The organism is Streptococcus cristatus (assembly GCF_963529205.1).
Lineage (GTDB): Bacteria > Bacillota > Bacilli > Lactobacillales > Streptococcaceae > Streptococcus > Streptococcus cristatus_O.
The window spans coordinates 24558-48348 of the sequence record NZ_CAURYF010000007.1 but is presented as its reverse complement, the minus strand read 5'-3'; the positions used below and the strand labels follow the sequence as shown (position 1 = coordinate 48348).

At 43.0% G+C, this 23791-nt stretch carries 19 protein-coding genes; 1 reads left to right on the top strand and 18 read right to left on the bottom strand.

Features of this window, described 5'->3' with window-relative positions; genetic code table 11:
• From RWS39_RS02870 to trpX, 7 genes are all read right to left on the bottom strand, one after another.
• Positions 1–1260 (bottom strand): accessory Sec system protein translocase subunit SecY2, encoded by a 1260-nt coding sequence (locus RWS39_RS02870; protein WP_314480250.1) that lies wholly within the window; start codon positions 1258–1260, stop codon positions 1–3.
• A gap of 833 nt (positions 1261–2093) precedes the next feature.
• Positions 2094–2486, bottom strand: coding sequence for a YbgA family protein (locus RWS39_RS02865; protein WP_314480248.1), 393 nt, complete (start codon positions 2484–2486; stop codon positions 2094–2096).
• 124 nt (positions 2487–2610) lie between these two features.
• Positions 2611–3333, bottom strand: coding sequence for a hypothetical protein (locus RWS39_RS02860; RefSeq protein ID WP_314480245.1), 723 nt, complete (start codon positions 3331–3333; stop codon positions 2611–2613).
• A gap of 117 nt (positions 3334–3450) precedes the next feature.
• The gene (pheT, locus tag RWS39_RS02855) at positions 3451–5898 is read right to left on the bottom strand and encodes a phenylalanine--tRNA ligase subunit beta (RefSeq protein ID WP_390896034.1); all 2448 of its coding nucleotides are present in this window, start codon (positions 5896–5898) and stop codon (positions 3451–3453) included.
• 100 nt (positions 5899–5998) lie between these two features.
• Complete coding sequence (locus RWS39_RS02850; RefSeq protein ID WP_314480243.1) at positions 5999–6511, bottom strand: GNAT family N-acetyltransferase; 513 nt, start codon at positions 6509–6511, stop codon at positions 5999–6001.
• 166 nt (positions 6512–6677) lie between these two features.
• Positions 6678–7724, bottom strand: coding sequence for a phenylalanine--tRNA ligase subunit alpha (pheS, locus tag RWS39_RS02845; protein WP_314480239.1), 1047 nt, complete (start codon positions 7722–7724; stop codon positions 6678–6680).
• 313 nt (positions 7725–8037) lie between these two features.
• Positions 8038–9045 carry a tryptophan ABC transporter substrate-binding protein gene (gene trpX / locus RWS39_RS02840; RefSeq protein WP_187421615.1) on the bottom strand — a complete coding sequence of 336 codons (1008 nt, stop codon included), beginning with the start codon at positions 9043–9045 and terminating at the stop codon, positions 8038–8040.
• Between the two features lie 533 nt (positions 9046–9578).
• On the opposite strand from trpX, the gene fbpA reads away from it, so the two are divergent.
• Complete coding sequence (gene fbpA / locus RWS39_RS02835) at positions 9579–11228, top strand: Rqc2 family fibronectin-binding protein FbpA (protein WP_314480236.1); 1650 nt, start codon at positions 9579–9581, stop codon at positions 11226–11228.
• 167 nt (positions 11229–11395) lie between these two features.
• Here the strand turns inward: fbpA and budA are convergent, their stop codons facing one another.
• The 11 genes from budA to glgB all read right to left on the bottom strand — a co-directional run bounded on the left by budA (position 11396) and on the right by glgB (position 23786).
• Positions 11396–12115 carry an acetolactate decarboxylase gene (budA, locus tag RWS39_RS02830; RefSeq protein ID WP_314480233.1) on the bottom strand — a complete coding sequence of 240 codons (720 nt, stop codon included), beginning with the start codon at positions 12113–12115 and terminating at the stop codon, positions 11396–11398.
• Between the two features lie 114 nt (positions 12116–12229).
• Complete coding sequence (locus tag RWS39_RS02825) at positions 12230–12979, bottom strand: PHP domain-containing protein (RefSeq protein WP_314480223.1); 750 nt, start codon at positions 12977–12979, stop codon at positions 12230–12232.
• Between the two features lie 160 nt (positions 12980–13139).
• The gene (locus tag RWS39_RS02820; RefSeq protein WP_314480221.1) at positions 13140–13445 is read right to left on the bottom strand and encodes a DUF4298 domain-containing protein; all 306 of its coding nucleotides are present in this window, start codon (positions 13443–13445) and stop codon (positions 13140–13142) included.
• Positions 13446–13544: 99 nt separating this feature from the next.
• Positions 13545–14774 carry a tetratricopeptide repeat protein gene (locus RWS39_RS02815; protein ID WP_314480219.1) on the bottom strand — a complete coding sequence of 410 codons (1230 nt, stop codon included), beginning with the start codon at positions 14772–14774 and terminating at the stop codon, positions 13545–13547.
• Complete coding sequence (locus RWS39_RS02810) at positions 14767–15936, bottom strand: AI-2E family transporter (RefSeq protein WP_314480217.1); 1170 nt, start codon at positions 15934–15936, stop codon at positions 14767–14769. Before RWS39_RS02810 ends, RWS39_RS02815 begins: the two co-directional genes overlap by 8 nt.
• Positions 15937–16278: 342 nt before the next feature.
• Positions 16279–17220 carry a mannose-6-phosphate isomerase, class I gene (manA, locus tag RWS39_RS02805; protein WP_314480216.1) on the bottom strand — a complete coding sequence of 314 codons (942 nt, stop codon included), beginning with the start codon at positions 17218–17220 and terminating at the stop codon, positions 16279–16281.
• 148 nt (positions 17221–17368) lie between these two features.
• Positions 17369–17869, bottom strand: a complete 501-nt coding sequence (locus RWS39_RS02800) for a phosphatase PAP2 family protein (RefSeq protein ID WP_314480214.1) — start codon at positions 17867–17869, stop codon at positions 17369–17371.
• 301 nt (positions 17870–18170) lie between these two features.
• Positions 18171–19601 carry a glycogen synthase GlgA gene (gene glgA, locus RWS39_RS02795; RefSeq protein ID WP_314042349.1) on the bottom strand — a complete coding sequence of 477 codons (1431 nt, stop codon included), beginning with the start codon at positions 19599–19601 and terminating at the stop codon, positions 18171–18173.
• Entirely contained in the window at positions 19598–20737 is a 1140-nt protein-coding gene (glgD, locus tag RWS39_RS02790) for a glucose-1-phosphate adenylyltransferase subunit GlgD (RefSeq protein WP_314480265.1), read from the bottom strand. Before glgD ends, glgA begins: the two co-directional genes overlap by 4 nt.
• Positions 20727–21869, bottom strand: coding sequence for a glucose-1-phosphate adenylyltransferase (locus RWS39_RS02785; RefSeq protein WP_005589595.1), 1143 nt, complete (start codon positions 21867–21869; stop codon positions 20727–20729). The genes glgD and RWS39_RS02785 overlap by 11 nt, the downstream gene beginning before the upstream one ends.
• A 3-nt stretch (positions 21870–21872) precedes the next feature.
• Entirely contained in the window at positions 21873–23786 is a 1914-nt protein-coding gene (gene glgB, locus RWS39_RS02780) for a 1,4-alpha-glucan branching protein GlgB (protein WP_314480211.1), read from the bottom strand.
• Positions 23787–23791: the final 5 nt, after the last annotated feature.

Here is a 23791-nt window from a genome sequence, read left to right as displayed (position 1 = left end):
CTATTCTCCTTTAAATTCTAATTCTTGGTGGTAGTAAGTCCCAATTCTCAAGATGCGTATTTCTTCATGCAAAGGCAAGAGCATACTAACTAAAATGATCAATGTACTTGGTATAGTCAAAAGCAAATTTGGAAGAGGTAGGAAGAAATTAATGAAATAAGGTAAACCAACAAAAACGATCAGGTAGAGTGCTCCTACGTTAGACTGCAAGGAAATGTAATGTTTCAAAACTTTTAAAGTTGCTTTCCCGGGCTGGATATAATCTAGGTATTCCCCTTGACGTTGTAAACGTTTCGCTGTTTCTTCTGGTTCTAAGTTGATATAGGCAAATAAGATTGTAAGAAGATAGATAGCCAGCAGATAAAAGGCCAAACTTAGGGGTTTTGTAAAGTCAAATAAACTACCAAAATTTTTTGTAAAACCATGTCCAAACCAGTCTAATACCAACTGAAGCAACATAATAACACTCGAGGCATACATAATAGGCATTCCCCCAGAGGGAAGAAATTTGATAGGAAGGTAAGATTTGCCATAGTAACGACTACTTAACATGACTCGATTTAGAGGCAAACGAATTTCAGCTCTCTCGCAGACCACAGCAATATAGCCCAAAATCAAAAATGAGATCGCCGCACCTACTAGAAAGGCTAATCCTTCTTTAGACAAAACAGATTTTCCTATCAATACCACTAATTGGTTAGCAAATTGTAGCAAAATTCCTGAAATAATAATAATTGTCTGCCCGCCTACTCCCTTACTAACATTCAAGCTAGCCAACCAGATAATAACAAAGCTTCCTGCTACAACAGTTGCTAGTACAGCCGTATTATAAATCCAATCATCTACCAGAAGCAAAAAGCGTCCATTTTCCGAACGAGCCGTGTACATAACAGCTATCCCCTGTAACACGGAAAAAATCAAAGTGAGAATCTTTTGCACAAAATCCGCTTTTTTCAATGACCAGGACTGGATATTCCAACTTTTATTTAAATTGATAACCTGCCAAACAATCATCGTGGTAATCCATGGACCTAATCCCAGTGAAAACAGGGAAATCTGAGAGGCATCTACTCCTGCTAAGGAATACAAATAGGCCAAGGGATTTTGCTCAGTTATTTGTGAAAAACCTGTATTGCCATTGTATCCTGGAAGTAAAATATGGCGACCAAGTAAATAGATCGCGATGATCAAAATTGTAAAAATTGCTCTTCGGAAAAAAATACTTGTTCGTTTCTGTTTTTTAAGACCGAAATGTTTCATCTGTCATCCTTTATTCTTTATATTTAGCAAGTCTTGCGATCGTTTTCTAGCAATGCTCATGCACTATCGTAACAGCAAGGCAACCCAAGAAAACAGGCTTATCCCACTGGTAAACAAGATAGGATTAACTGGCTTACCATGATATTTCATCTACGAAATATAGGAGCACCTCATGAGTGTAAATCTACTTGGAGCTTCTCTTCTATTCTTGAATATTTCCATGTGAGAACACCTGTTCTTCCATTTTTTCTATTTGAACATTATCAAATGCATAAAAGGATTTATTTAATCCTTAAAATTTTTATAAGTATATCAATTTTGTCACCATGATTGACATCTAAAAAATCAGTTCTACAATCAAATTCCTCACGAGATTGAGGAATCCATTTTTAAATTTTAGGATAACATCAGAGAAAATTTAAGGATTTTACGCTTTCTCATCTGATCACAATCCTTCGAAAGTTGAATGGATTTTATCCGATTTTTCTCATTAAAAAATCATTTATAAAAATTACGAGTGCCTACCATTGTAGCATATTTATCAATTATTTTCAAACACGACCTCTCTTTTTATAAGCGTGAAGGGCACTTTATGAATTTTGAGCAAAATCTATTTGGAATGGGATTGACTATTCTAAACATTTATTTACTATTACAACTCAGACGAAAAGTATTTGGGACAAAATAGTTCTCAGACTCAGGGTATGACTTTTTATAATCCATTACAGTTGACAAAGAGCCCAAAAATTCCCTAGCCTTATTGGACTGGAGAATACAATCTATTGCTTCTAACCACTACAAGCTCTAAGCTAGTCATCTTCGATAGCCGAACCTCACGCCCCATCACCAAATATCAACGTCGACTGTTGCAGATAGGGATTGGGGTACTTTCTAAGCAAATCTTTCACAGCTTCTACCAAAACCTCCTGCTCCACCTGACCTACTTGGTATCGCTCTAAAAGAAGCATAAAATTTTCTTTTTCAGCTGGGCTGGCTTTTTTCTTAAAATAGCCCCAAACATGCTGAAAAGAATTGCAAACCTGACCACGATTTTCAGGCAGGGCTACCGCCTGATCAATCAAGTCTTGGACATGTGCTGCTTCCACTGAGTCGCTTTTTAGATATTGGCGGATTTCCAGATAGATCTTGCTGGAGTGGCTGAGCACCAGATATTTATTTTTAGCCCAAAGAGTCTGACATTGGGATATTTGGTTTGAATTTTCCATGATTACTTTTCCTTCTAATCTTCACTTTCGAATTCTTCCAGAACCATCTACAACATTGTTTGTTCCCAGTAATAAAGTTAGCGAGACAAAAAGCGAGTTGATTCATCGACTACTAATCTTTCTCTTACTCTGGAAAAATCCATTCAATATGCGGAGCTCGCTTACTGATTTCTTTATAAATACTATTGAAATCAGCATCAACAAGATCATTCAAGTCAATCTCTTCCAATGTTTTTCCTTCTTCGTCTTTAAAATAAAGTATACGATAAGTTGATCTCGAATTTTTAGAATAAGCACGTCTAATTTCATACTCGATTTGCTTAATATTTGTTAAATCAATGTGATTTATATCTTGGAAAACAGAGGGTTTAACATCAATCTTATCATCAGAAATGGTAAAAGCTGCAGGCTCATGAGCTTTCTTATAAGCCGAAACACCTAAAATAGTAACTATAACACCTGCACCAATTAGAATTGGACCCACATATTCATTATTTTGATTGAGAATTTCTTGCTCAGATTCCTTTTCTCTTCGGATAGAAGCTTGTTCGGACTCTAATTGTTTATTATAGGTCTCTACAAAAGCTTGCAGTCTTTTTTGCTCTTCTTCTGGTGTTTCATTCTCAGGTGCAAAATCCGAATTAACCAAGGTTTTGGCTTTTTCAATAGTCATCGGGCTTTCATTCAACCTTGCTTCTTCTCGTTCATATTCTAGCTGTTCTAAGCTATCACTGTGGTTAGCACCACTACTATTTGGTGATTGCATTATTCCAATTAATATAAATGCTCCAATAATAACAATAGTAATAGCTACAATTTCACCCGCATAACTCCTCTTATATTCCACACAAATCTCCTTTACACCACATTATTTAATAGAACAAGAATACCATAAATTAGGCATTTTATAAAGTATCATTTTATTAAAGAAGCAGCCCTTAAGGACTGCTTCTCTTTGTATATACTAGCGCACTTCTGCGCCGACATTTTCTTCCAAGGATTTTTGGATTTTTTCCATGTATTTAGCCACTTCATCATCGGTTAGACTGTCTTCTGGATTTTGGAAGGTCAGTGTGTAGGCCATAGACTTAAGGCCAACACCCAGCTTTTCACCAGAGAAGATATCGAAGAGCTTGATATCCGTCAAACGTTTCACTCCGGCAGCTTGAATCGCTTCAACCACCTGTCTGTGGCTGATTTCTGCTTTGAGCAAGAGTGCCACATCGCGAGTAACAGCTGGGAATTTGGTGATTTCTACAAAAGGCTGTTCTGGCTCAAGGCTCGCCTCAATAGCCGTCAGATTGAGCTCCGCCACATAGGTTTCTGGGATGTCATAAGCCTTGGCCGTCACTGGATGAACCTGCCCAACATAACCCACTGGTTGACCTTTGATCGAAATCAGTGCTGTCCGACCTGGGTGCAGACTCTTGAGCTGGTCAGTTGCTTGATAATCAGCTTCTAATCCCAAGCGGTCAAAGAGTGCTTCAACCACACCCTTAGCGAAAAAGAAGTCAACAGGAGTCGCTGGCGTTTGGAAATCTTTTTCACTTACCAAGCCAGTTAGGGCAAAGGCAAAGCTATTGATTTCGTTAGGCAATTCTTCCTTCGGATTACCTGTCTTTTCAAAGATTTTCCCAATTTCATAAAGGGCTAAATCCTTATTTTTACGAGCAACATTGTAGCTGACAGTATCCAGCATGCCTGAGAGCATATTTTGACGAAGAACACTGCGCTCCCTTGTCATAGGCCACATAAGCTCAGTCAGATTCGTAGGATTGAGCGTAAATTCGACAGCTTTTTCTGGCGTGGTCAAGGCATAGGAAATAATCTCGGTCAGACCTGCTCCTTCAGCCACCGTCCGAACCTTGCGACGTAGCTTTTGAGTGGCCGTCAATTCGCCAGCCGTTCCAGCATCTTGAGGTAGGGAAACTGGCAAACGGTCATAGCCATAAATACGAGCAATTTCCTCGTAAAGATCTGCCGGAATATTAATATCCCAACGACGAGCAGGTACGCTGACTGTAAAGAAGTCCGCAGAACCGCTGAGACCAAAGCCTAGACGACGGAAAATATCTTCAATATCTGCATAAGTCAAATCTGTTCCCAGAACTCGGTTGACATCTGAAAGGCTAGTTGAAACCTGCTTGTCAGTCGTATCTAACTGTCCTGCTTGGACAATGCCAGCATGAACATTGGCACCAGCCAAGTCAGCAATCATGCTTGCAGCAGCATCTAGAGCTTCAGTTACTGTTGCAAGGTTAATCCCTTTTTCAAAGCGTGAAGAAGACTCAGAACGCAAGCCCAGACGGCTGCTTGTCTTACGGATTGACTTGCCATTGAAGACAGCCGCTTCCAGAACGACACGAGTAGACTTGCTAGAGATTTCCGTCGCTGCTCCGCCCATGACACCAGCCAAAGCCACTGGCTTATCTGCCACAGTGATAACTAAATCGCCGACTTCCAGTTCACGCTCTTCACCGTCCAGCGTCACCAGTTTTTCACCAGCACGCGCTTCTCGGACGACAATCTGGTCGCCCTCAAATGTATCCAGATCAAAGGCATGCATGGGCTGACCAAAGTAGAGCAAGATATAGTTAGTCACGTCCACTACATTGTTAATTGGACGGATTCCTTCGTTCATGAGGAGATTTTGCAGCCACTGAGGACTCGGAGCAATGGTCACATTGTCCAAAATACGAGCGGCATAAAACGGTGCTTTGTCGCTTTCAATGGCAACAGACAAGCTAGCCACAGCATCTTTATCCCCTTCAGTCAGAGGAAATTCTTTGAAATGAACAGGCTTATCGTAGATAGCTGCTACTTCGTGCGCAACCCCGCGCATAGACAAAGCGTCAGCCCGGTTTGGCGTGATAGAAAGCTCGATAATCTCATCATCCAAGTCTAGATAAGGGAAAACCTCATCTCCTGGTACAGCACTATCTGGCAAAATTTGAATGCCATCCGCAAATTCCTTTGGCACGACAGAATCCGAAATGCCTAGCTCGCCCAAGGAGCAAATCATACCCAGTGACTCTAACCCACGAATTTTTCCTTTTTTAATCTTATAATTATCTGCAATGCGAGCGCCTGGTACAGCCACCATAACCTTAATACCCGCGCGAACATTCGGCGCTCCACAGACAATCTGGCGAGGCTCCTCTTCTCCGACATTGACCTGACAGAGGTGCAGGTGAGTTTCAGGTATATCCTCACAGCTCAGAACTTCTCCGACAACAATTTTCGAAAGGCCTTCAGCTGGTGAGCTGACTCCTTCTACTTCAATACCAGTTGTGGACATTTTCTCTGCCAGTTCGGCGCTTGTCACATCCAAATCAACCAGTTCTTTTAACCATTTATAACTAACTAACATATTGATGATTTTACGACCGACCAGCGCTAACTTTGATTTCATAGACAAAGCCAGTCCATTCGTCTTTTCGGTCGTATTTGATTCCTCTCTATAAATTTCTGTTTTTACTAAAAGCCCAATAGACAGCGCTGTTATCGTCTTTTTAGTTTAATTTCTTCCTTAAAAGCCAGTCAATATCGACTGTGTCACCAGTGATATATTCATGCTGGCTAAACCTTTCAAAGCCATATTTAAAGTAAAAATTCTGCGCCTTGAAATTTCTTTCCCAAACGCCTAGCCAAGCCCAGCTAAAACCACGTTTTCGGGCTTCTTCTAGGGCAAATTCAAACATTTCCTTGCCCAAGCCGAGACCCTGATGGGAGGCAAGCACATAAATCCGTTGAATTTCAAAGGAAGCTTCCAACTCCTGCTCTGTCTGAGCCAGACCCCAGTTACACTTGAGAAAACCAGCGATTTTTTGCTCCTTGTCCAGTACAAAATAATGCTCAGACTCAGGATTCGCCAACTCCCGCTCCAGCCTTTCAAGCGCCAGCTCATGGGCAAAATAATGCTCCAAGTCTTCCTGCTTGATGAAAGGACCAAAAGTTTCTTGGTAGGTCTGCACTTCCAACTCCCGCAAAATATCCAGATCCTCCGTCCGAACTCTAACTAACATAGGGCACCCCTTTCTCAGAAGCAGCTGCGAACGATACTCCCAGCTAAAATCGTCTTATAGACAACTAAACTGATAAACATCTTTTCCACGCATTTCAAGTCCGCAAACATTGCTAATCAGGCTTGTCGTGATGGGATTGTTCAAATCAAGTCCTAGTCTAAGCTTCTTACTTAAACTGCTGTGAAAAACGTACATCGCCTTGGTAGAAGCCACGAATATCGTTGATACCGTAGCGAAGCATAGCTACCCGCTCTTGACCAAGACCAAAGGCAAAGCCAGAATATTTCTCTGAGTCGATGCCACTCATCTCCAAGACACTTGGGTGCACCATTCCAGCTCCCATGATTTCGATCCAGCCAGTCTTCTTGCAGACATTACAGCCGGCCCCACCACACTTAAAGCAAGATACATCTACTTCGACAGATGGCTCTGTAAATGGGAAGTAAGATGGACGCAGACGAATCTTACGATCCGCACCAAACATTTTTTGCACGATCAGCTGCAAGGTTCCCTGCAAATCAGCCATAGAGATGTTTTCCCCTACGACCAGACCTTCAATCTGGTGAAACTGGTGAGAGTGAGTCGCATCGTCTGTATCACGACGGAAAACACGTCCCGGAGAGATCATCTTGAGCGGACCTTGGATAAAGTCATGGGCATCCATTGCACGAGCTTGGACAGGAGAAGTGTGAGTACGCAAGAGGATCTCTTCTGTGATGTAGAAGGTATCCTGCATATCCCGGGCAGGGTGGTCTTTAGGCAGGTTCATCCGCTCAAAGTTGTAGTAGTCTGACTCAACTTCAAAACCATCCACAACCTGATAACCCATACCGATAAAGATATCTTCGATTTCTTCACTCGTCTGGGTCAAAATATGTCGATTTCCAGCTGGAATCTTACGACCTGGTAGGGTCACATCCAAGGCGTCATTGGCCAGCTGGGCTGCGACTTTCTGTTCTTCCAAGATTTGAGCTGCTTCTTCAAAGGCTGCATTCAGCACATCGCGCGCTTCATTGACGTGCTTCCCGATAATAGGGCGCATCTCAGCAGAAACATCCTTCATCCCTTTGAGAATCTCAGTAAGACTTCCTTTTTTCCCTAGGACAGATACTTTCAGCTCCTGCATATCCTTAGCATTTTCCAGAGTAATGGTCTGCAATTGGGCTAAAGTTTCCTCACGCAGACTCTGCAATCGTTCTTCAATTGTTAACATAGTTCCTCCAAAAATAAAAACCGCGGTCTTACTCACACCGAAGCGGAGCGTTGACACGCGGTACCATCCGTTTTTTATCTGGCAAGCCAGACCTTAATTACCAATCCTAAAGCAAGTGAATTCGCCTAGCTTTCATCTAGAGAGCTCTCAGTCTCTGGCTCTCCTCCCTGTCAAACTTCCCCTAGGTTACTGGTCTTGCAGATTGCTATTCAATTATAATTCATTCTAACAGATTTCTAAACTTTTCGCAAGCTCAGTTAAAGATTTTACAAGCAGAAAAAGAAGCCCGTTAAGCAACGGACTTCCTTTCTTTCTATTTAATCACTTGTCCTGCTTCTTTGAGAGCATCTTCTGGTATAGTGATACCGAGTTCTTTGGCATTCTTAGTATTGATAACAGATTTACCTTTATCAAAAATATCTACTGCAGTATCAGCAGGCTTGGCACCTTTAAGGACTTTAGCAGCCATTTTACCTGTCGCAACACCGAGGTCATACTGGTCTACAACGACAGAGGCAAGACCGCCTTCTTCTACCATGGCCGTCGCACTTGGATAAATCGGTTTCTTAGCTTCTTTATTGCTGGACACAACTGTCGCAAATGCTGACGCAATAGTATTGTCAATTGGAATCCAGATAGCATCAACCTTGCCAGTCATGACATTCATGGTTGAAGCAATTTCATTGGTTGAAGGAACAGAATATTCCTCTACCTTGTAGCCTGCCTCTTCAGCCAATTTTTTAAACTCTTCTACCTGAGCTTTGGAGTTGTCTTCACTGCTAGAATAGAGGGCACCAATCGTTTTCACATTTGGCGTCAATTTTTTAATCAACTCTAGTTGTTGCTTAGCTGGATTGTGGTCAGAAACACCTGTGATATTACCACCTGGCTTTTCCAGATTTTTCACTAGGTTTGCTCCGACTGGATCTGTGATAGCTCCCATGACAATAGGCTTGTCCTTAGTAGCCGCAGCCAAGCCTTGCGCAGACGGAGTCGCAATACCAATCAGCACATCATTGTCATTGGACACCAGCTGCTTACTCATAGTAGAAACTTTGCTCTGATCTCCCTCTGCATTCATAAAGTCAATCTTGATCTTGTCACCCTTGTAGCCTTCCTCAGCTAGACCATCTTGAATTCCCTTGTAAATCAAATCAAGGGATGGGTGGCTGACATACTGCAAGACACCAACCTTGACTGTCTTACTATCGTCGCCAGTCTTAGATCCGTTGCTCTTTCCACTCAAGCTGGAATAAGCCATCCCACCAATTACCAAAATAGCCAAGAGGCCCAAAATAGTCATTAAACGTTTATTTTTCATGTTCTTTCTCCATTTCTTTATTTCATTTTTTCTATTCAATCCCTAGGGACGCCATCGTTTAAACATAGGCAATTCTCCTTATTTTTTATAATAAGCAACAAAAAAACCTCACACAGGTACTCTGTGTGAGGGCGTAAATCGCGGTGCCACCTCAATTATGGAAAAATAGCTAGTATTCCCCCATATCTCTATCTTGTCATCAAACAAGCTGCACTGTAAGGTGTGCGCACCGAATTTTTATTGTTTCAAATTCATATTTATCAATTAGCCCAATTTCGTAAAGATTTGCTGCTCATTTCCACCAACCACAAGCTCGCTAAAAACAAATGCATCTACTACTTTTCTAATTTCCTATATTGTAAATTTTTCCTGAAGGGATGTCAAGGCTTTTTTGAAAATTTTTATAAAATGTTCGGTTTTTGTTTATATAGATAATCATTGATAAAAAATAAATTTCTTTTTGATGAGACTTTAGAAGCTTTTGGCTTGGTTTTTTGTTATAATCTTCTTTAGCAAGTTTCAAGGAGAAAAGCATGTCTTTCGACGGATTTTTTTTACACCACATGACAGAGGAGCTGCGCCGCGAACTGCTGGGCGGCCGCATCCAAAAGATTAATCAACCTTTTGAACAGGAGCTAGTCTTGCAGGTTCGCAGTAATCGCCAAAGCCACAAGCTGCTCCTGTCAGCCCACTCGGTCTTTGGGCGCGTCCAGCTGACAGAGACTACTTTTGAAAATCCAGCTATTCCCACTACCTTTATCATGGTCATGCGCAAATACCTGCAGGGCGCTGTCATTGAAGCAATCCAGCAAGTGGAAAATGATCGGATTTTGGAAATCAGCGTTTCTAATAAGAACGAAATCGGCGATAGCGTGGCTGTGACTCTGGTCATCGAAATCATGGGCAAGCACAGCAACATCATTCTCTTGGATAAGGCTAGCGGCAAGATCATTGAAGCTATCAAACACGTCGGATTTTCACAAAATAGCTATCGAACAATCCTGCCGGGCTCAACCTATGTCGCACCGCCTCAGACTGGCAGTCTCAACCCTTTCACTGTGGGCGATGAAAAGCTCTTCCAAATCCTACAGACAGAGGACTTAGAGCCCAAACGCCTGCAGCAAATGTTTCAGGGATTGGGACGGGATACGGCTACTGAGCTCAGTGGCCATCTGGCAGCTGACAAGCTCAAAACCTTCCGAGCCTTCTTTGCCAGTCCGACTCAGCCAAGCTTGACCGAAAAATCCTTTTCTGCTTTGCTATTTTCCGACAGTAAGACCCAAATGTCCAGTCTATCCGAGCTTTTAGACACTTTCTATAAGGATAAGGCTGAGCGTGATCGGGTCAACCAGCAGGCCAGCGAGCTTATCCGTCGGGTAGAAAACGAGTTGGAAAAGAACCGGAAAAAGCTGGGCAAGCAAGAGGAAGAGCTCCTAGCAACGGAGAACGCAGAAGAATTCCGCCAAAAAGGAGAACTCTTGACCACCTTCCTCCATCAGGTGCCCAACGATCAGGATCAGGTGGAGCTGGACAATTACTACACGGGTGAGAAGATTGTCATTGCACTTGACAAGGCTCTGACCCCAAATCAAAATGCCCAACGCTATTTCAAACGCTACCAGAAGCTCAAGGAAGCCGTCAAACACCTGACCAGCTTAATTGAGGAGACACGGACTACGATTCTCTACCTAGAGAGCGTGGAAACAGCCCTTGCTCAGGCCAGCCTGACTGAAATTGCGGAAATCCGAGAGGAACTCATCCAGACTGGCTTTATCCGCCGACGCCAGAGAGAAAAAATCCAAAAAAGGCAGAAACCAGAGAAATATTTGGCAACAGATGGCCAAACCATTATCCTAGTTGGTCGCAACAATCTACAAAATGATGAGCTGACGTTTAAGATGGCGAAAAAGGACGAGCTTTGGTTCCACGCCAAGGATATCCCAGGTAGCCATGTGGTCATTACAGGCAATCTCCAGCCTAGTGATGAGGTCAAGACGGATGCTGCTGAGTTAGCAGCCTACTTCTCCAAAGCCAGACTCTCCAATCTGGTCCAAGTGGACATGATTGAGGCTAAAAAACTCAACAAGCCAACTGGTGGCAAGCCCGGATTTGTCACCTATACAGGCCAGAAAACCCTGCGCGTCACACCAGATGAAGAAAAGATTAAAAGCATGAAAATGTAAACTAAGCAGTTTCTAAAATATCGATTTGGCGGATATTGAAAAACAAAAGAGGAGCCGAGGCTCCACAAACTTACTAAATTTAAAACTCTACTTATCTTTCAGAGGTTGGGACCGCAGATTCCTAGCCTCTTTTTTTATCAGAAGTAGACAATTGTCACAGTAATTGGCTACTCAACCTTATCCATGTCCGATCTTACTTCATCGACATTGAATTTTGCAAAGAGGAACTTACGGTCTTGAACTGGGAAACGTTGATCCAACTGATCGACAGCACCTAGCTCCACAATCCCTTCCTTGATAACAAAGTCCATAACGTGACCACCAAAGGTATGGTCGTCCGAAATAAAGTGAAGATGGTAGCCCGCCACACTGACACCGTGGAAAATTTCGGGTGTCCAAAAACCAACAATAGTTCCAGAAACATTGTCCGCATAGTACTCTGGCTGACTCACGGCTACTTCAGCAAACTTCTTCTCTGAGGTTGATTTCGGAATCATTCGCACATGCATGTGGGAAAATTCTCCATGAATCTTGATGGAGCGAAATAGATTTTCCCCATCGTAATAGGATTCAATTCGCTTTTCCAGCTCTTCATCTGTCATTTCGAAGCGTTGGCGGAAAATGACCTCCGCTTGATGGGGAACAACCGCAGCGTAGGGCACCGTTACATCATCTGAAACTTCTACAACTTCAGGCACATTGCCAGATCCCTTAGCCTGATAGGCCTTGCCATCAAGAACAATCAGCTCCCCATCAATGGAATCCAGTGTACCAATCCCTAAATCACCGTATTTCAGGAGCTCCCCAATCGTCATGCTCCCACCATAAAGTCCAGCCATCAAAGCTCCTAGGGTGTTATACTGAAATAATTTCACTGGCTCTGCCATTTTTTCTCCTATATCAACAAATTTCTGTATTTTCTAAGATAATTAAGTATATCATATTCTGGTCGAATTTCAAAAAAATCGTTTAATGGACAATCAAGGTGTAATTCCGATACCCTAAATCAGCTGACTTTCCTCAATACCGAAATCAGAGAGGATTTGAGCCACGTGGTCAAACTTCAAGCGGAAATGCTCGAGCTTGTGTCCATCGGAGCCAACTGAAAAGCGCTGACCACCCAGCTCCTTGACCAGACCAAGAGCGTAGATATAGAGAACTTCATGACCATAGAGATACATGGACTTGCAGTTGAGTTCAAAGGCCAGACCATGATCAATCATCTTTTGAAAAAGCTGTCGCAGCTGCGGTTCAAAAGTTTTTAACTCCTCCACGGTAAGCGCAAATTTTCGGAAACCATAGTCAAAGTGAGCTAGGACATCTGCTGGCACAGCTTCGATGGCCTCTTCTAGCTCTCTCAGGTAGCGGGGAATTAACTCCATCTTGTCCAGCTGCAAGACAGGCTCTTCCAGATAGTCAAAACTACCATTGTGGTGAACAGATAGGAGTTTCAAGTCGTATTCCTTGTCAGATAGGAAAGATAGGATATCGTCCTTACGTGGAGCGTAATAGCCAATTTCAATCCCCTTTTTGATGCGGTTACCATATTGCTGGTTCAGCTCTGCAATTTTTGCCGAATAGGCCGCATAATCAGGCACATCATCATGGGATGAGGCAGCTTGGTAAGGGTAAGGATTGGACAGGTCATAGTGCTCGGTGGTGACAATCTCGCCCTCGTAATGGTCCAGATAGTCAGAAAAATCCGCCTCAGAATCATAGGAAAAATAAGTATGAAGATGATTGTCGCGCATGCTCATCCGCCTTTCTGCTAATCTTATGTCCTTTAATAATGTCAATAGTTGGTCGGATTTTGTTTAGGATTTTCTACATTTCCGACTTTTTAAGTTACCCTTATTCCATGCTCTAGCTTTTCAACAGAAGTCATTTTATTTCACGAATCTTCCTAGTCTTCTATCTTTCTTTCAGCATGGCACTGGATAGTTCTAGCAGCTGCAAGGCCGTCTCAAAGTGCTCTCCCATGAGGTCATAGACAGCATCTTCGCTCAAAACGCCGCAGGCCACATCCTCAGGAAAGTCCGGTCGATTGGAAAATTCCAAATCGTCAAAGAAAGCTTGGCTGGTGTAATAATCTCGGAGCTGGATATAATGCTTCTGGCTGGCCTCCAGCTCAGCCAAAGCTGATTGAGCTGCAGCCAGCGTCTGAGCGTATTTATTCAAATGCTCTTCCATTTCTTGGATTCGTTTCAATTGGGACATTATCTCCACTCCTTCTTTAATCAAACTATAGTGTCCGTAAGAAAATCTTCTTGTAAGATGTCCCAAAGCTAGCAAGGTAAGAGATTTCCCAAGAAAACTTTACAAACTTTCGTATAAATCTGCCATAGCAGTATCATCTGGAACCAAACGCAGGTACTTATCAGCCTGTATTTTCGCTTCTTCCACACGCCCTAATTCGCGTAAGAGATAAACAAATTCTTCCAAAAATTCAGGATTTTCCTGCAAATCAACTGCCAGTTCCTGATAAAGCTCCCCAGCTTTTTCCAGATTTTCCAAGGCTTGATAAGCCCGCGCCAGATTCCAGCGGGTTAAGACATTGTCTAGCTCTTGTTCCTCAAAAGCTAAGACCTCATCGTAGCGCTCCTGCTCCAGATAGAGATTGGTCAGGCGCAGAGCAATTTCCTCTACATCATCTGCATTTCCCTGAGCTGCTAGCAAGTAGTGCTCAGATTTTTCCACATCATGCAGTTCGTAAGATAGTTGGGAAGCAAGGAGCAGAAGGCGAGTCTCGAAAGGATTTTTGGTCAAGCCTTGCTCAGTCATTGCCAAAGCTTCCTCGGTCTTATGCTCCGCATGGAGAGACTGCGCATAGGCATACTCATAGCCTTCAAAATCTGGCGAAATCGTATCCAGCTGCTTGAAGTACAAATTAGCTTTTTGGTACTCCTCTTGTTCGTACAAGATAGCTGCCAATTCATAGACCGTCTCTTCATCGTACTCCAGCTCCACAGCCTTTTCCAAAAATTCAATGGCTGCTTCGATTTTCCCCAGACTGGCATAGCAAAGGCCGATGCGCTGATAGGTGGATACGCCTGTCTGCTCGTAGATAGACCGATTATCTAGCTGGGCATATTCCTTGATGGCCTGGGCAAAATTTTCCAATTCAAACTCAATTTCTGCCAAACCAAAAGTCACCAAAGGTTCGTCCGACAGTTTGGCAGCTTCCAGTAATTTCTCCCTTGCCACATCTGGCAATCCTTCTAGCTGATAGAGGTCTGCCTTGGCCAAGAGAGCGGCCACATACCATTCACTTTCTGAGTTAATTTCCTCTAAATAGGCAAAAGCCTCTTCTAAGTCACCATCGTCAGCAGCAATCGTTGCCAGACTGATATAGGACTCGGGGAAAAGCGGAGCCAATTTTTCATAAATACGCTTGGCTTGAGGGAAAAAGCCGATACTTTCTAAGTAATCGGCTAATTCTAATAACTCTTGATCAGTATCTTGGCTCAAAGCCTCTTCAAAATACTTCTCAGCTTGCACTAAATCCTGATTTTTCAGGGCTGCTAACATTTGTTCACTCTTACTCACTGCCTTCTCCTAATTCTTGAACACTTTCTTCATACAAACCGCTGACCTTCTTATACCACTTAAAGAGCGCTGTGATGGCAACCTTGGCTGACGCATAAGCTGGAATTCCCAGCAAGACGCCCCAGATACCAAACATGGTTCCTGAAGTCAGCAAAACAAATAAAATCGTAATCGGATGGATGCTTAATTGACTTCCCAAGATCAATGGAGACACGAAGCGCCCCTCAATAGTCTGCTCCACGATAAAGACGATAATGACTTTCAACAGCATGAGAGGTCCAGCAATCAAACCAAGAACCAAGGCTGGCAACATAGCAAGGAAGCTTCCCAGATAAGGTACCAAGTTTAAAACTCCTGCCACAACCGCTAGAGTCACACCGTAACGCAAGCCGATGATCTTGAAAAGAATCATAAACATAAAGGCCACAATAATGGCTACAGTCACCTGACCACGAACATAATTGGCCAACTGGGTATTAACATCCGTCATAACCTGACCAAATGACTCGCGGAATTTCGTTGGCAAGAACTGAACTACATAGCCTTTGAGATTCTTCCCATCGCGTAGCAAATAGAAAAGAATGAAAGGCATGATGATAATAGCTACAATGATTTGTGAAGCCGTACTAATCAAATTGCTAGCCCAATTGACTGCCTTAGATGAAAAATTGCTAGCCCATGAAGTAATCTGGGTCGAAAGCTTATTCGTAACTTGCTCGATTTGTGGCTTCAAATCATCTGAAATATGATTGTCCAAAACATCTTCAATCATTTTATTGGCTTGCTTGAGATAGGCGGGAACATTCTTTGAAAAACTCACTATCTGATGCTGCAAGCTAGGAATAGCAACTGCCAAGCCCCACACAATCAAGATACCAATCAAGACAAAGACAATCGTAATTCCAGCCACACGGCTAATCTTGCGCTTTTCCATCCAGTCGACAATGGGATTGAGCAGATAGTAAAGCAGCCCAGCCAAAATCACTGGCAACATAATGACACCAATAAACTCAATCACTGGTGTAAAAATAAAGCTAATTTTGCTAAGAATAAAAATGTTCAAACCGATGAGCAAGGTCACCAAAAATACGGTAATGGCCTTATTATCCAAGAACCATCTAAAAAACCAGGATAAACTAAAATCTTTTTCTTTGTGTTCCATATTCGACTCCTTTGGATATTCCTTTTCATTGTAACATTTTTCAGAAAAAATATCTTCAAGCAACCATGATGAAATGCCTTATTTATTGGACTTTTTCACCGATTGAAGTTAAAGTCCTGTTTTCTCTATCCATTCTACGAAAATAAAGAAAAATGAGGCTGGGACAAAAGTCCTAGCCTCTCAATTGTCTTTGGATTGTCGAGCAAGACGCAGTGGTTGAGTGGGCTCTACTACGCTGATTTCATCAGTTTTTACAGCCTTACTCAACTGTGCGGAGGTGGGATGACGAAATCGAATTCTAACGAATTACCGATTTCTGTCCCACTCTCATTTGTTTTTTCACTATGGATGGCTGACAATCAGTTGTAAGTCACCAGACAAGGTCCACTCTGTGACATCGCTCGGCAGGATGAAATGAGAGCCTTTTTCGATTGGATACACTAGTCCATCCACTGTCAACTCGCCAGCACCTTCCAAAACGCTGAACAGACTGTAATCTGCTGTCTTTTTAAATTCAACAGAACCAGCGATGTCCCACTTGTAAACAGCAAAGAAGTCATTGGCTACCAAAAGAGTAGAAGTCAAATCATCTGCCTGAATGGTAACGGGACGGCTATTAGCAGGCTCGCCGATAGTCAAAACATCAATAGACTGCTCCAAATGCAACTCACGCAGATTGCCAGCGTCGTCCTTACGATCAAAATCATAGACCCGATAAGTAGTATCGCTAGACTGCTGAGTCTCTAAAATTAGAATACCTGAACCAATGGCATGCATGGTGCCACTTGGCACGTAGAAGAAATCACCAGCCTTGACTGGAATTTTGGTCAAAAGATGATCCCAGTCCTTGCTCTCAATCTGCTGGCGCAGCTCTTCCTTGCTCTTGGCATTGTGACCGTATATAATCTCTGCCCCCTCGTCTGCAGCGATGACATACCAGCATTCTGTCTTGCCAAGCTCACCTTCGTGCTCTAGTCCATAGGCATCATCTGGATGGACCTGAACGCTGAGCCAGTCATTGGCATCTAAAATCTTCGTCAAAAGCGGAAAGACAGGCTCTGGACGATTGCCAAAGAGCTCACGGTGCTCAGCATAGAGTGCATCTAGCTTCTGACCGGCAAAACGGCCATTCTTGACGGTTGAGACACCGTTCGGATGAGCCGAAATAGCCCAGTACTCTCCTACATGGTCACTGGGAATTTCATAGCCAAATACATCGCGCAGCTTGGTGCCACCCCAAATCTTCTCCTGCATCGCAGACTGTAGAAATAACGGTTCTGACATAATAGTCTCCTTACATATTTTTCATCTTCCAAAATCCCATGTTCCTTGGCGATGAAAATTTGGAACTGCTTACATTATAATATAGACTCGGGCACTTTGTCTACTCCTCACCTTACTTTACATAAAAAATCTGGCTCTGGCCAGACCTTTATAATAAAAAGAGTAAAGCTCCCCAGCAAATGCCACAAAGGTATCCTATCACTACATCCTTTGGATAGTGGACTCCGCCAATCACGCGCACCGCAGCCAGCCCTGCTGAAAGCAAGAGGCAAATAAGCCCCGGCAACCAGAAATAGTAGAGCAAGCACATGGAAATCACTGTCGCCGAAAAGACATGGCGGCTGGGCATGGACTTGCCTGATGTATCCTTGGCCAGCAAGGGTTGAATAGCCCATTTCTCGTAAGGGCGTGCTTGATTAAGCCGTTTGCGAATCGCTGACAAGAGACCAAATCCGATAGCTGGAAGGAGAAAAAAAGCAAGCAGCCCTTTCCAACCCTCTGTCAGAAGGGCATCAATCAAGACCAATCCATAAACTAGAGGCATAAAAACAGTCATCCCCCTATTAAAATAGGCCATCCCTTTCACTATCCTAGGGCGACTGCGAAAGGGAGCCGTCAATTGTTGGTAAAAAATCTCGTAGTCTGTCATACTTGCTTACCCTACTTTTCTAAACGTTGGACTCTCATACTTTCTCTACTATAGCATAATTCTTTATAAGATGGTAGATGGATAACAAAAGAGACTGAGATCCAGGTCCCAATCTCTTTTTGTTCATGTTTTCTAAAGAGTATTATTTCTCCAAATTCCAGATTTCCATTCTTACGAATCAACTTCCTTTCTTTTAGGGAAAAGCATCAGTCTGGATAAGATAACAACATAAGAAAGACCACTTACCCGACAAATCCTCTCTTGTCAAGACAAGAGAGGATTACTGTTCTAATGCAACATACTAGAGTAGTGACTCATATAAATCACTGTATGCTCGACTGGCTGTATCCCAAGAGAAATCTCTTTCCATCGCCTGTATTTGCAGATTATGCCAAGCTTCTTGGTCATGCCAGTAAAGATTGAGGGCTTCTTTGAAAGTCCATGTTAACCAATAACCAGAGAAGTTATTGAAGCTAAAGCCTGTTCCCCGTCCACTATAGACGTTGAAAGGTTCAACCGTATCGCGCAAACCACCAACTTCGTGAACAAGTGGCAGTGTCCCGTAGCGCATGGACATCATCTGAGACAGACCGCACGGTTCAAAGCGACTCGGCATAAGGAAAATATCACTAGCTGCATAGATTTCCTGAGCCAAAGTAACATCAAAAAGGATATTAGCGGATAACTTTTCAGGATAAGCCTGGCCAAACCAAGCGAAGGCCCGTTCAAATGCAGGGTCACCTGTTCCAAGTAGCACAATTTGCACATCTTCCTGAAGCAGATTATGCAACTCTTCCACCACCAAATCAAAACCTTTTTGACGTGTCAATCGAGAGACGATACCAACGACAGGAACATCGTCCCGAACTGGCAAGCCTACTTTTGCTTGAAGAGCTCGTTTATTTTCCAATTTCCCAGTCAAATCATCTTTATTAAAGTGGTAAGCCAGCAATTTATCTGTTTCTGGATTGTAGATATCTGTATCAATACCATTGACAATACCGACCAGCTTGCCAGACTCCATCCGAAGAACCTGATCCAGACCGCAGCCAAACTCAGCTGTCCGAATTTCGTTGGCATAGCTCGGTGAAACAGTTGTCACGCGATCCGCATAGAGAATGCCCGCTTTCATCCAGTTGAGACAGTCATTCCAACGGAGAGTGCCATCCGCATAACGTTCATAGCCGACACCAAAGAGTTCCCAAAGCATACTATCCGGAAATTGTCCCTGAAACTCTAAGTTGTGAATCGTCAGCACTGTCTTGATGTTGTTATAGGCCTGAATCCAGCGGTATTTTTCCTTGACCAAGAAAGGAATCATGGCCGTATGGTAGTCGTGCGCATGGAGAACATCTGGAATAAAGTCAATGCGCTCCATCAGTTCGATTGCTGCTAATTGGAAATAAGCAAAGCGTTCGCCGTCATCAAAATCACCATAGACATGTCCACGGAAGAAATAATGCTGATTGTCAATAAAATAGAAGTTCACACCTTCCAACTCAATCTTTTTGACACCGACATATTCCCGACGCCAGCCGACACTGACTTCAAAGGAGAAAAGATCCTCGGCTTGATCACCAAATTTAGCATCCGTCATGTCATAATATGGCAGAATAACCCCAACTTCATGACCAGCTTTGACCAAGGATTTGGGGAGGGCGCCGATAACGTCCCCCAAACCACCCGTCTTTGAAAAAGGTGCCCCTTCTGCTGCTACAAATAAAATTTTCATGAAACGATGTCCTCTGTAACTTTTTGACCTTTCTTCAGTACAACTGGATGTTCAGCTGTACCTCGAACGATAACTCCTTCAGCAATCTCAACGCCCTTGTCCACAATTGCATATTCTACCACTGCATTTTTTCCAACGACAACGCGTGGGAAGAGGAGACTGTCTTTGACACTGCTACCCGCTAAGATTCTTGTATTCCGCGAGATAACAGAGTTTACAACTTCACCTTCTACAATACTACCTGACGCAAACTGAGAGCGATTTACTTTTGATGTAGTTGCATAGTATGTCGGCTCTTCGTTTTTCACCTTTGTATAAATCTTTTGATTTGGTGAGAAGAGGGAGTAGAATTTCTGCCGATCAAGCATATCTTTATTGGCCTTATAGTATGATTCAACAGAGTAAATATTTGCCAGATAACCTGTATACTCGTAAGCAAAAGCTCCAACTTCAGCTGCCAAGTCCCGAAGAACATAGCGCAGTTTTTGTGGGAATTCTTTTTGGGCTTCTTCTTCCAATTTTTCAATCAACCAAGGCGTATCTACTACAAAAATATCTGTAGACATATTGAAGAGCTCGCCCTCGTCTCTATCACTATGCAGTTTATGTCCTAGGACATGGTCTGTTTCACTGACTTGCAGAACTGCATTGACATCTGAAATATCTTTAGATGGCAGTTTCTTGTAAACCACTGTCATCGGTTTCTGGGTTGTGTTATGTAAGTGGAAGACCTGATTAAGGTCAATGTTGATCAACACATCACAGTTCAGGGCTACAGTTTGGTTAGAGCCTGAGCGCTTCAGATAAGTCAATAACTGTTCATAATATTCCTTACCAACTGTGCTACTTTCTACACGAGTATTGTAAATGCCTAGATAGTAGTGACTCAAAAGTGTAGACAAGCCCCACTCACGACCTGAACGAATATGGTCAAATACAGAACTAATATTGTCCTGCTGGAAGATACCAAAGACGCTACGAACGCCAGCATTAGCAAGGCTAGAAAGGGGGAAGTCAATCAAGCGGTATTTCCCACCAAATGGCAAACTGGCAACTGGACGATGTTCTGTTAAGGTTGACATGTCGTGGAAACCGACCGTATTTCCTAAAATCGCTGAATATTTATCAATCTTCATCTGTTGGTACCCCCACTTTTTCATTATATCCGACTACTTGCACTTCATCTGTCCCGTCAATCTCCACACCATCAGAAATAACAGCACCCTCACCAATGATCGCACGTTTAATCTTAGCTCCTTGGCCAATAATAGCGCCACTCATAATAACAGAATCAATGACTTCTGCACCCTCACGAACTTGAGCGCCCGTTGACAGAATAGAATGCTTAACAGTTCCATCTACGAAACAGCCGTCAACTACCAAAGAATCTTCAACATGAGCATTTGCACCAAGGTAGTTTGGTGGTGAAATCAAGTTACGTGAGTAAATTTTCCACTGACGATCACGACTGTCTAAAGCATTTTCTGGACTAATGTATTCCATATTAGCTTCCCAAAGTGACTCAATCGTACCAACGTCTTTCCAGTAGCCGTTAAATTCGTAAGCATAAACACTTTCGCCAGATTCAAGATAGTTAGGGATAACATTCTTACCAAAGTCGGACATATCGACATTGCTCTTTTCAGCAGCAATCAGCATATTGCGGAGACGTTGCCAGTCAAAGATATAGATTCCCATAGAAGCCTTGGTAGATTTAGGATTTTCTGGTTTTTCTTCAAATTCAACGATCCGATTGTTAGCGTCGGTATTCATGATACCAAAACGGCTAGCCTCCTTGAGAGGCACATCCAAGACTGCAACCGTCAAACTAGCGCTGTTATCCTTGTGGGATTGGAGCATATCATCATAGTCCATCTTGTAGATATGGTCTCCAGATAGGATTAAAACATATTCAGGATTGATGCTGTCAATATAGTCAATATTTTGGAAAATAGCGTGGCTAGTTCCCTCAAACCAACGATTTCCTTCACTGGCAGAGTAAGGCTGAAGAATAGATACACCTGTATTGATACCATCCAAGCCCCAGCTTGAACCGTTCCCGATGTGACTGTTCAAAGCAAGTGGTTGGTACTGGGTAATCACACCGACATTATTAATCCCAGAGTTGGCACAGTTTGACAGCGCGAAATCAATAATACGATAACGACCACCAAACTGTACTGCTGGTTTCGCAATACTTTGTGTGAGCTTTCCAAGACGAGTTCCTTGCCCACCGGCAAGAATCAAAGCTAGCATTTCATTCTTCATATCCTACTCCTTTGTGGAATCTTTTTTAGCATTTTTACGAACATTCACACGACGCTTGATTTTCCAAATACTTGCTCCCAAAGCTGGTAGCGTAAAGGTCAAGGTCTGCGGATAATCTTTCCATAGTCCCTCTTGAGACTGAACTGTTTCGTTGTGTTCTTTCCAAACACCTCCCCATTTCTCTAATTCAGTATTCCATACTTCTTCATAAACGGCTGCCACTGGCACACCAATGGTAAAGTTTTTGCGCTCTACTGGCACCATGTTGAATACACAGACTAGCATATCCCCTTTTTCCGTCTTACGGATAAAGGAAAGGACACTCTGATCAGTATTGTCGGCATCAATGATTTCGATACCATCATAGCTCAAATCGATCTCCCAAAGCGGACGATTATCTCGATAAAAGGCATTGAGGGCAGAAGTGAAGGTTTGCATCTGCTTGTTCATATGATCGTCCAGATTTGACCATTCCAGCTGCTCTTCTGACTTCCACTCTAGGAATTGGCCAAATTCTGAACCCATAAAGAGCAATTTCTTGCCTGGATGGCAGATTTGATAGGTCAAGAGGTTGCGGAGACCAGCAAATTGATTATAGCGGTCACCCCACATCTTATGCATCATGCTCTTCTTACCATGAACGACTTCGTCGTGAGAGAAAGGCAAGAGGAAATTTTCAGAAAAAGCATACATAAAGCTGAAGGTCACCAGATTAAAATCGTACTTGCGGTAAATCGGGTCTTCTTCATAGAAACGCAGAATATCGTTCATCCAGCCCATATTCCACTTGAAGTCAAAGCCCAGACCGCCCATCTCTCTCATGCCCGTAATCTTGGTTTCGGACGAGCTCTCTTCAGCAATCATCATGACATCTGGATGAGCCAGCTTGATAACTGTATTCAAACGCTGCAAGAAATAATAGCCTTCATAGTTACGGTTACCGCCGTCCTTGTTTGGCTGCCAAGGACCACTATCGTAGTCTAGATAGAGCATGTTGCTAACCGCATCCACACGAACCCCATCTAGATGGTAGAAATCAATCCAGAACTTGATACTAGAAATCAAGAAAGATTGCACTTCATTTTTTCCTAAGTCAAAATTCAAGGCACCCCAGCCATAGTTATGAGCTCGGTCATGATCCTGGTACTCAAAGGTTGGTGTTCCATCATAGTAGGCCAAGGCATCGTCATTGATGGTAAAGTGACCTGGAACCCAGTCCACAATGACACCAATATTATTTAAGTGACATTCTTCGACAAAGTCTTGAAATTCCTCTGGCGTTCCATAAGTATGTTCAAAGGCAAAGTAGCCCATGAGCTGGTAGCCCCAGCTGAGTCCCAAAGGATGGGCCATGAGCGGCATGAACTCAACGTGCGTGTAGTTCATTTCGACCAGATAAGGAATCAACTCCTCCTTAAGCTGAGCCATAGAATATGGACTGCCGTCAGGATTACGTTTCCAAGAGCCAGCATGCACTTCATAGATATTGACCGGTCTTGAGAAAAAACCCCAACGCTTTCTCCGAGCCAGCCAAAGTCCATCTTGCCACTTCTTCTCTGGAATAGTCCGAACAATAGCTCCTGTCCCTGGGCGCTCTTCCAAATAGATAGCCAGCGGATCAATTTTCAAGATTTCCTGACCACTACTGCGTTTGATATTGTACTTGTAAATATCTCCTTCCTTAGGCAAATCCGTGAAGACTTCCCAGACACCGCCTTCATTGCGAGTCATAGGAATCTGCTCTCCATACCAATTGGTGAAATCTCCAATCAGATGCACATTCTGCGCATTTGGAGCCCAGACTCTAAAGGTGTAGCCAGCCTTGCCATCCACCACATCCCGATGCACTCCCAAATAATGCTGTAAATGAAAGTTTTCACCTGTTGTAAAGGTTCTTAATGCTTCTTTTTTATCCATTTAGT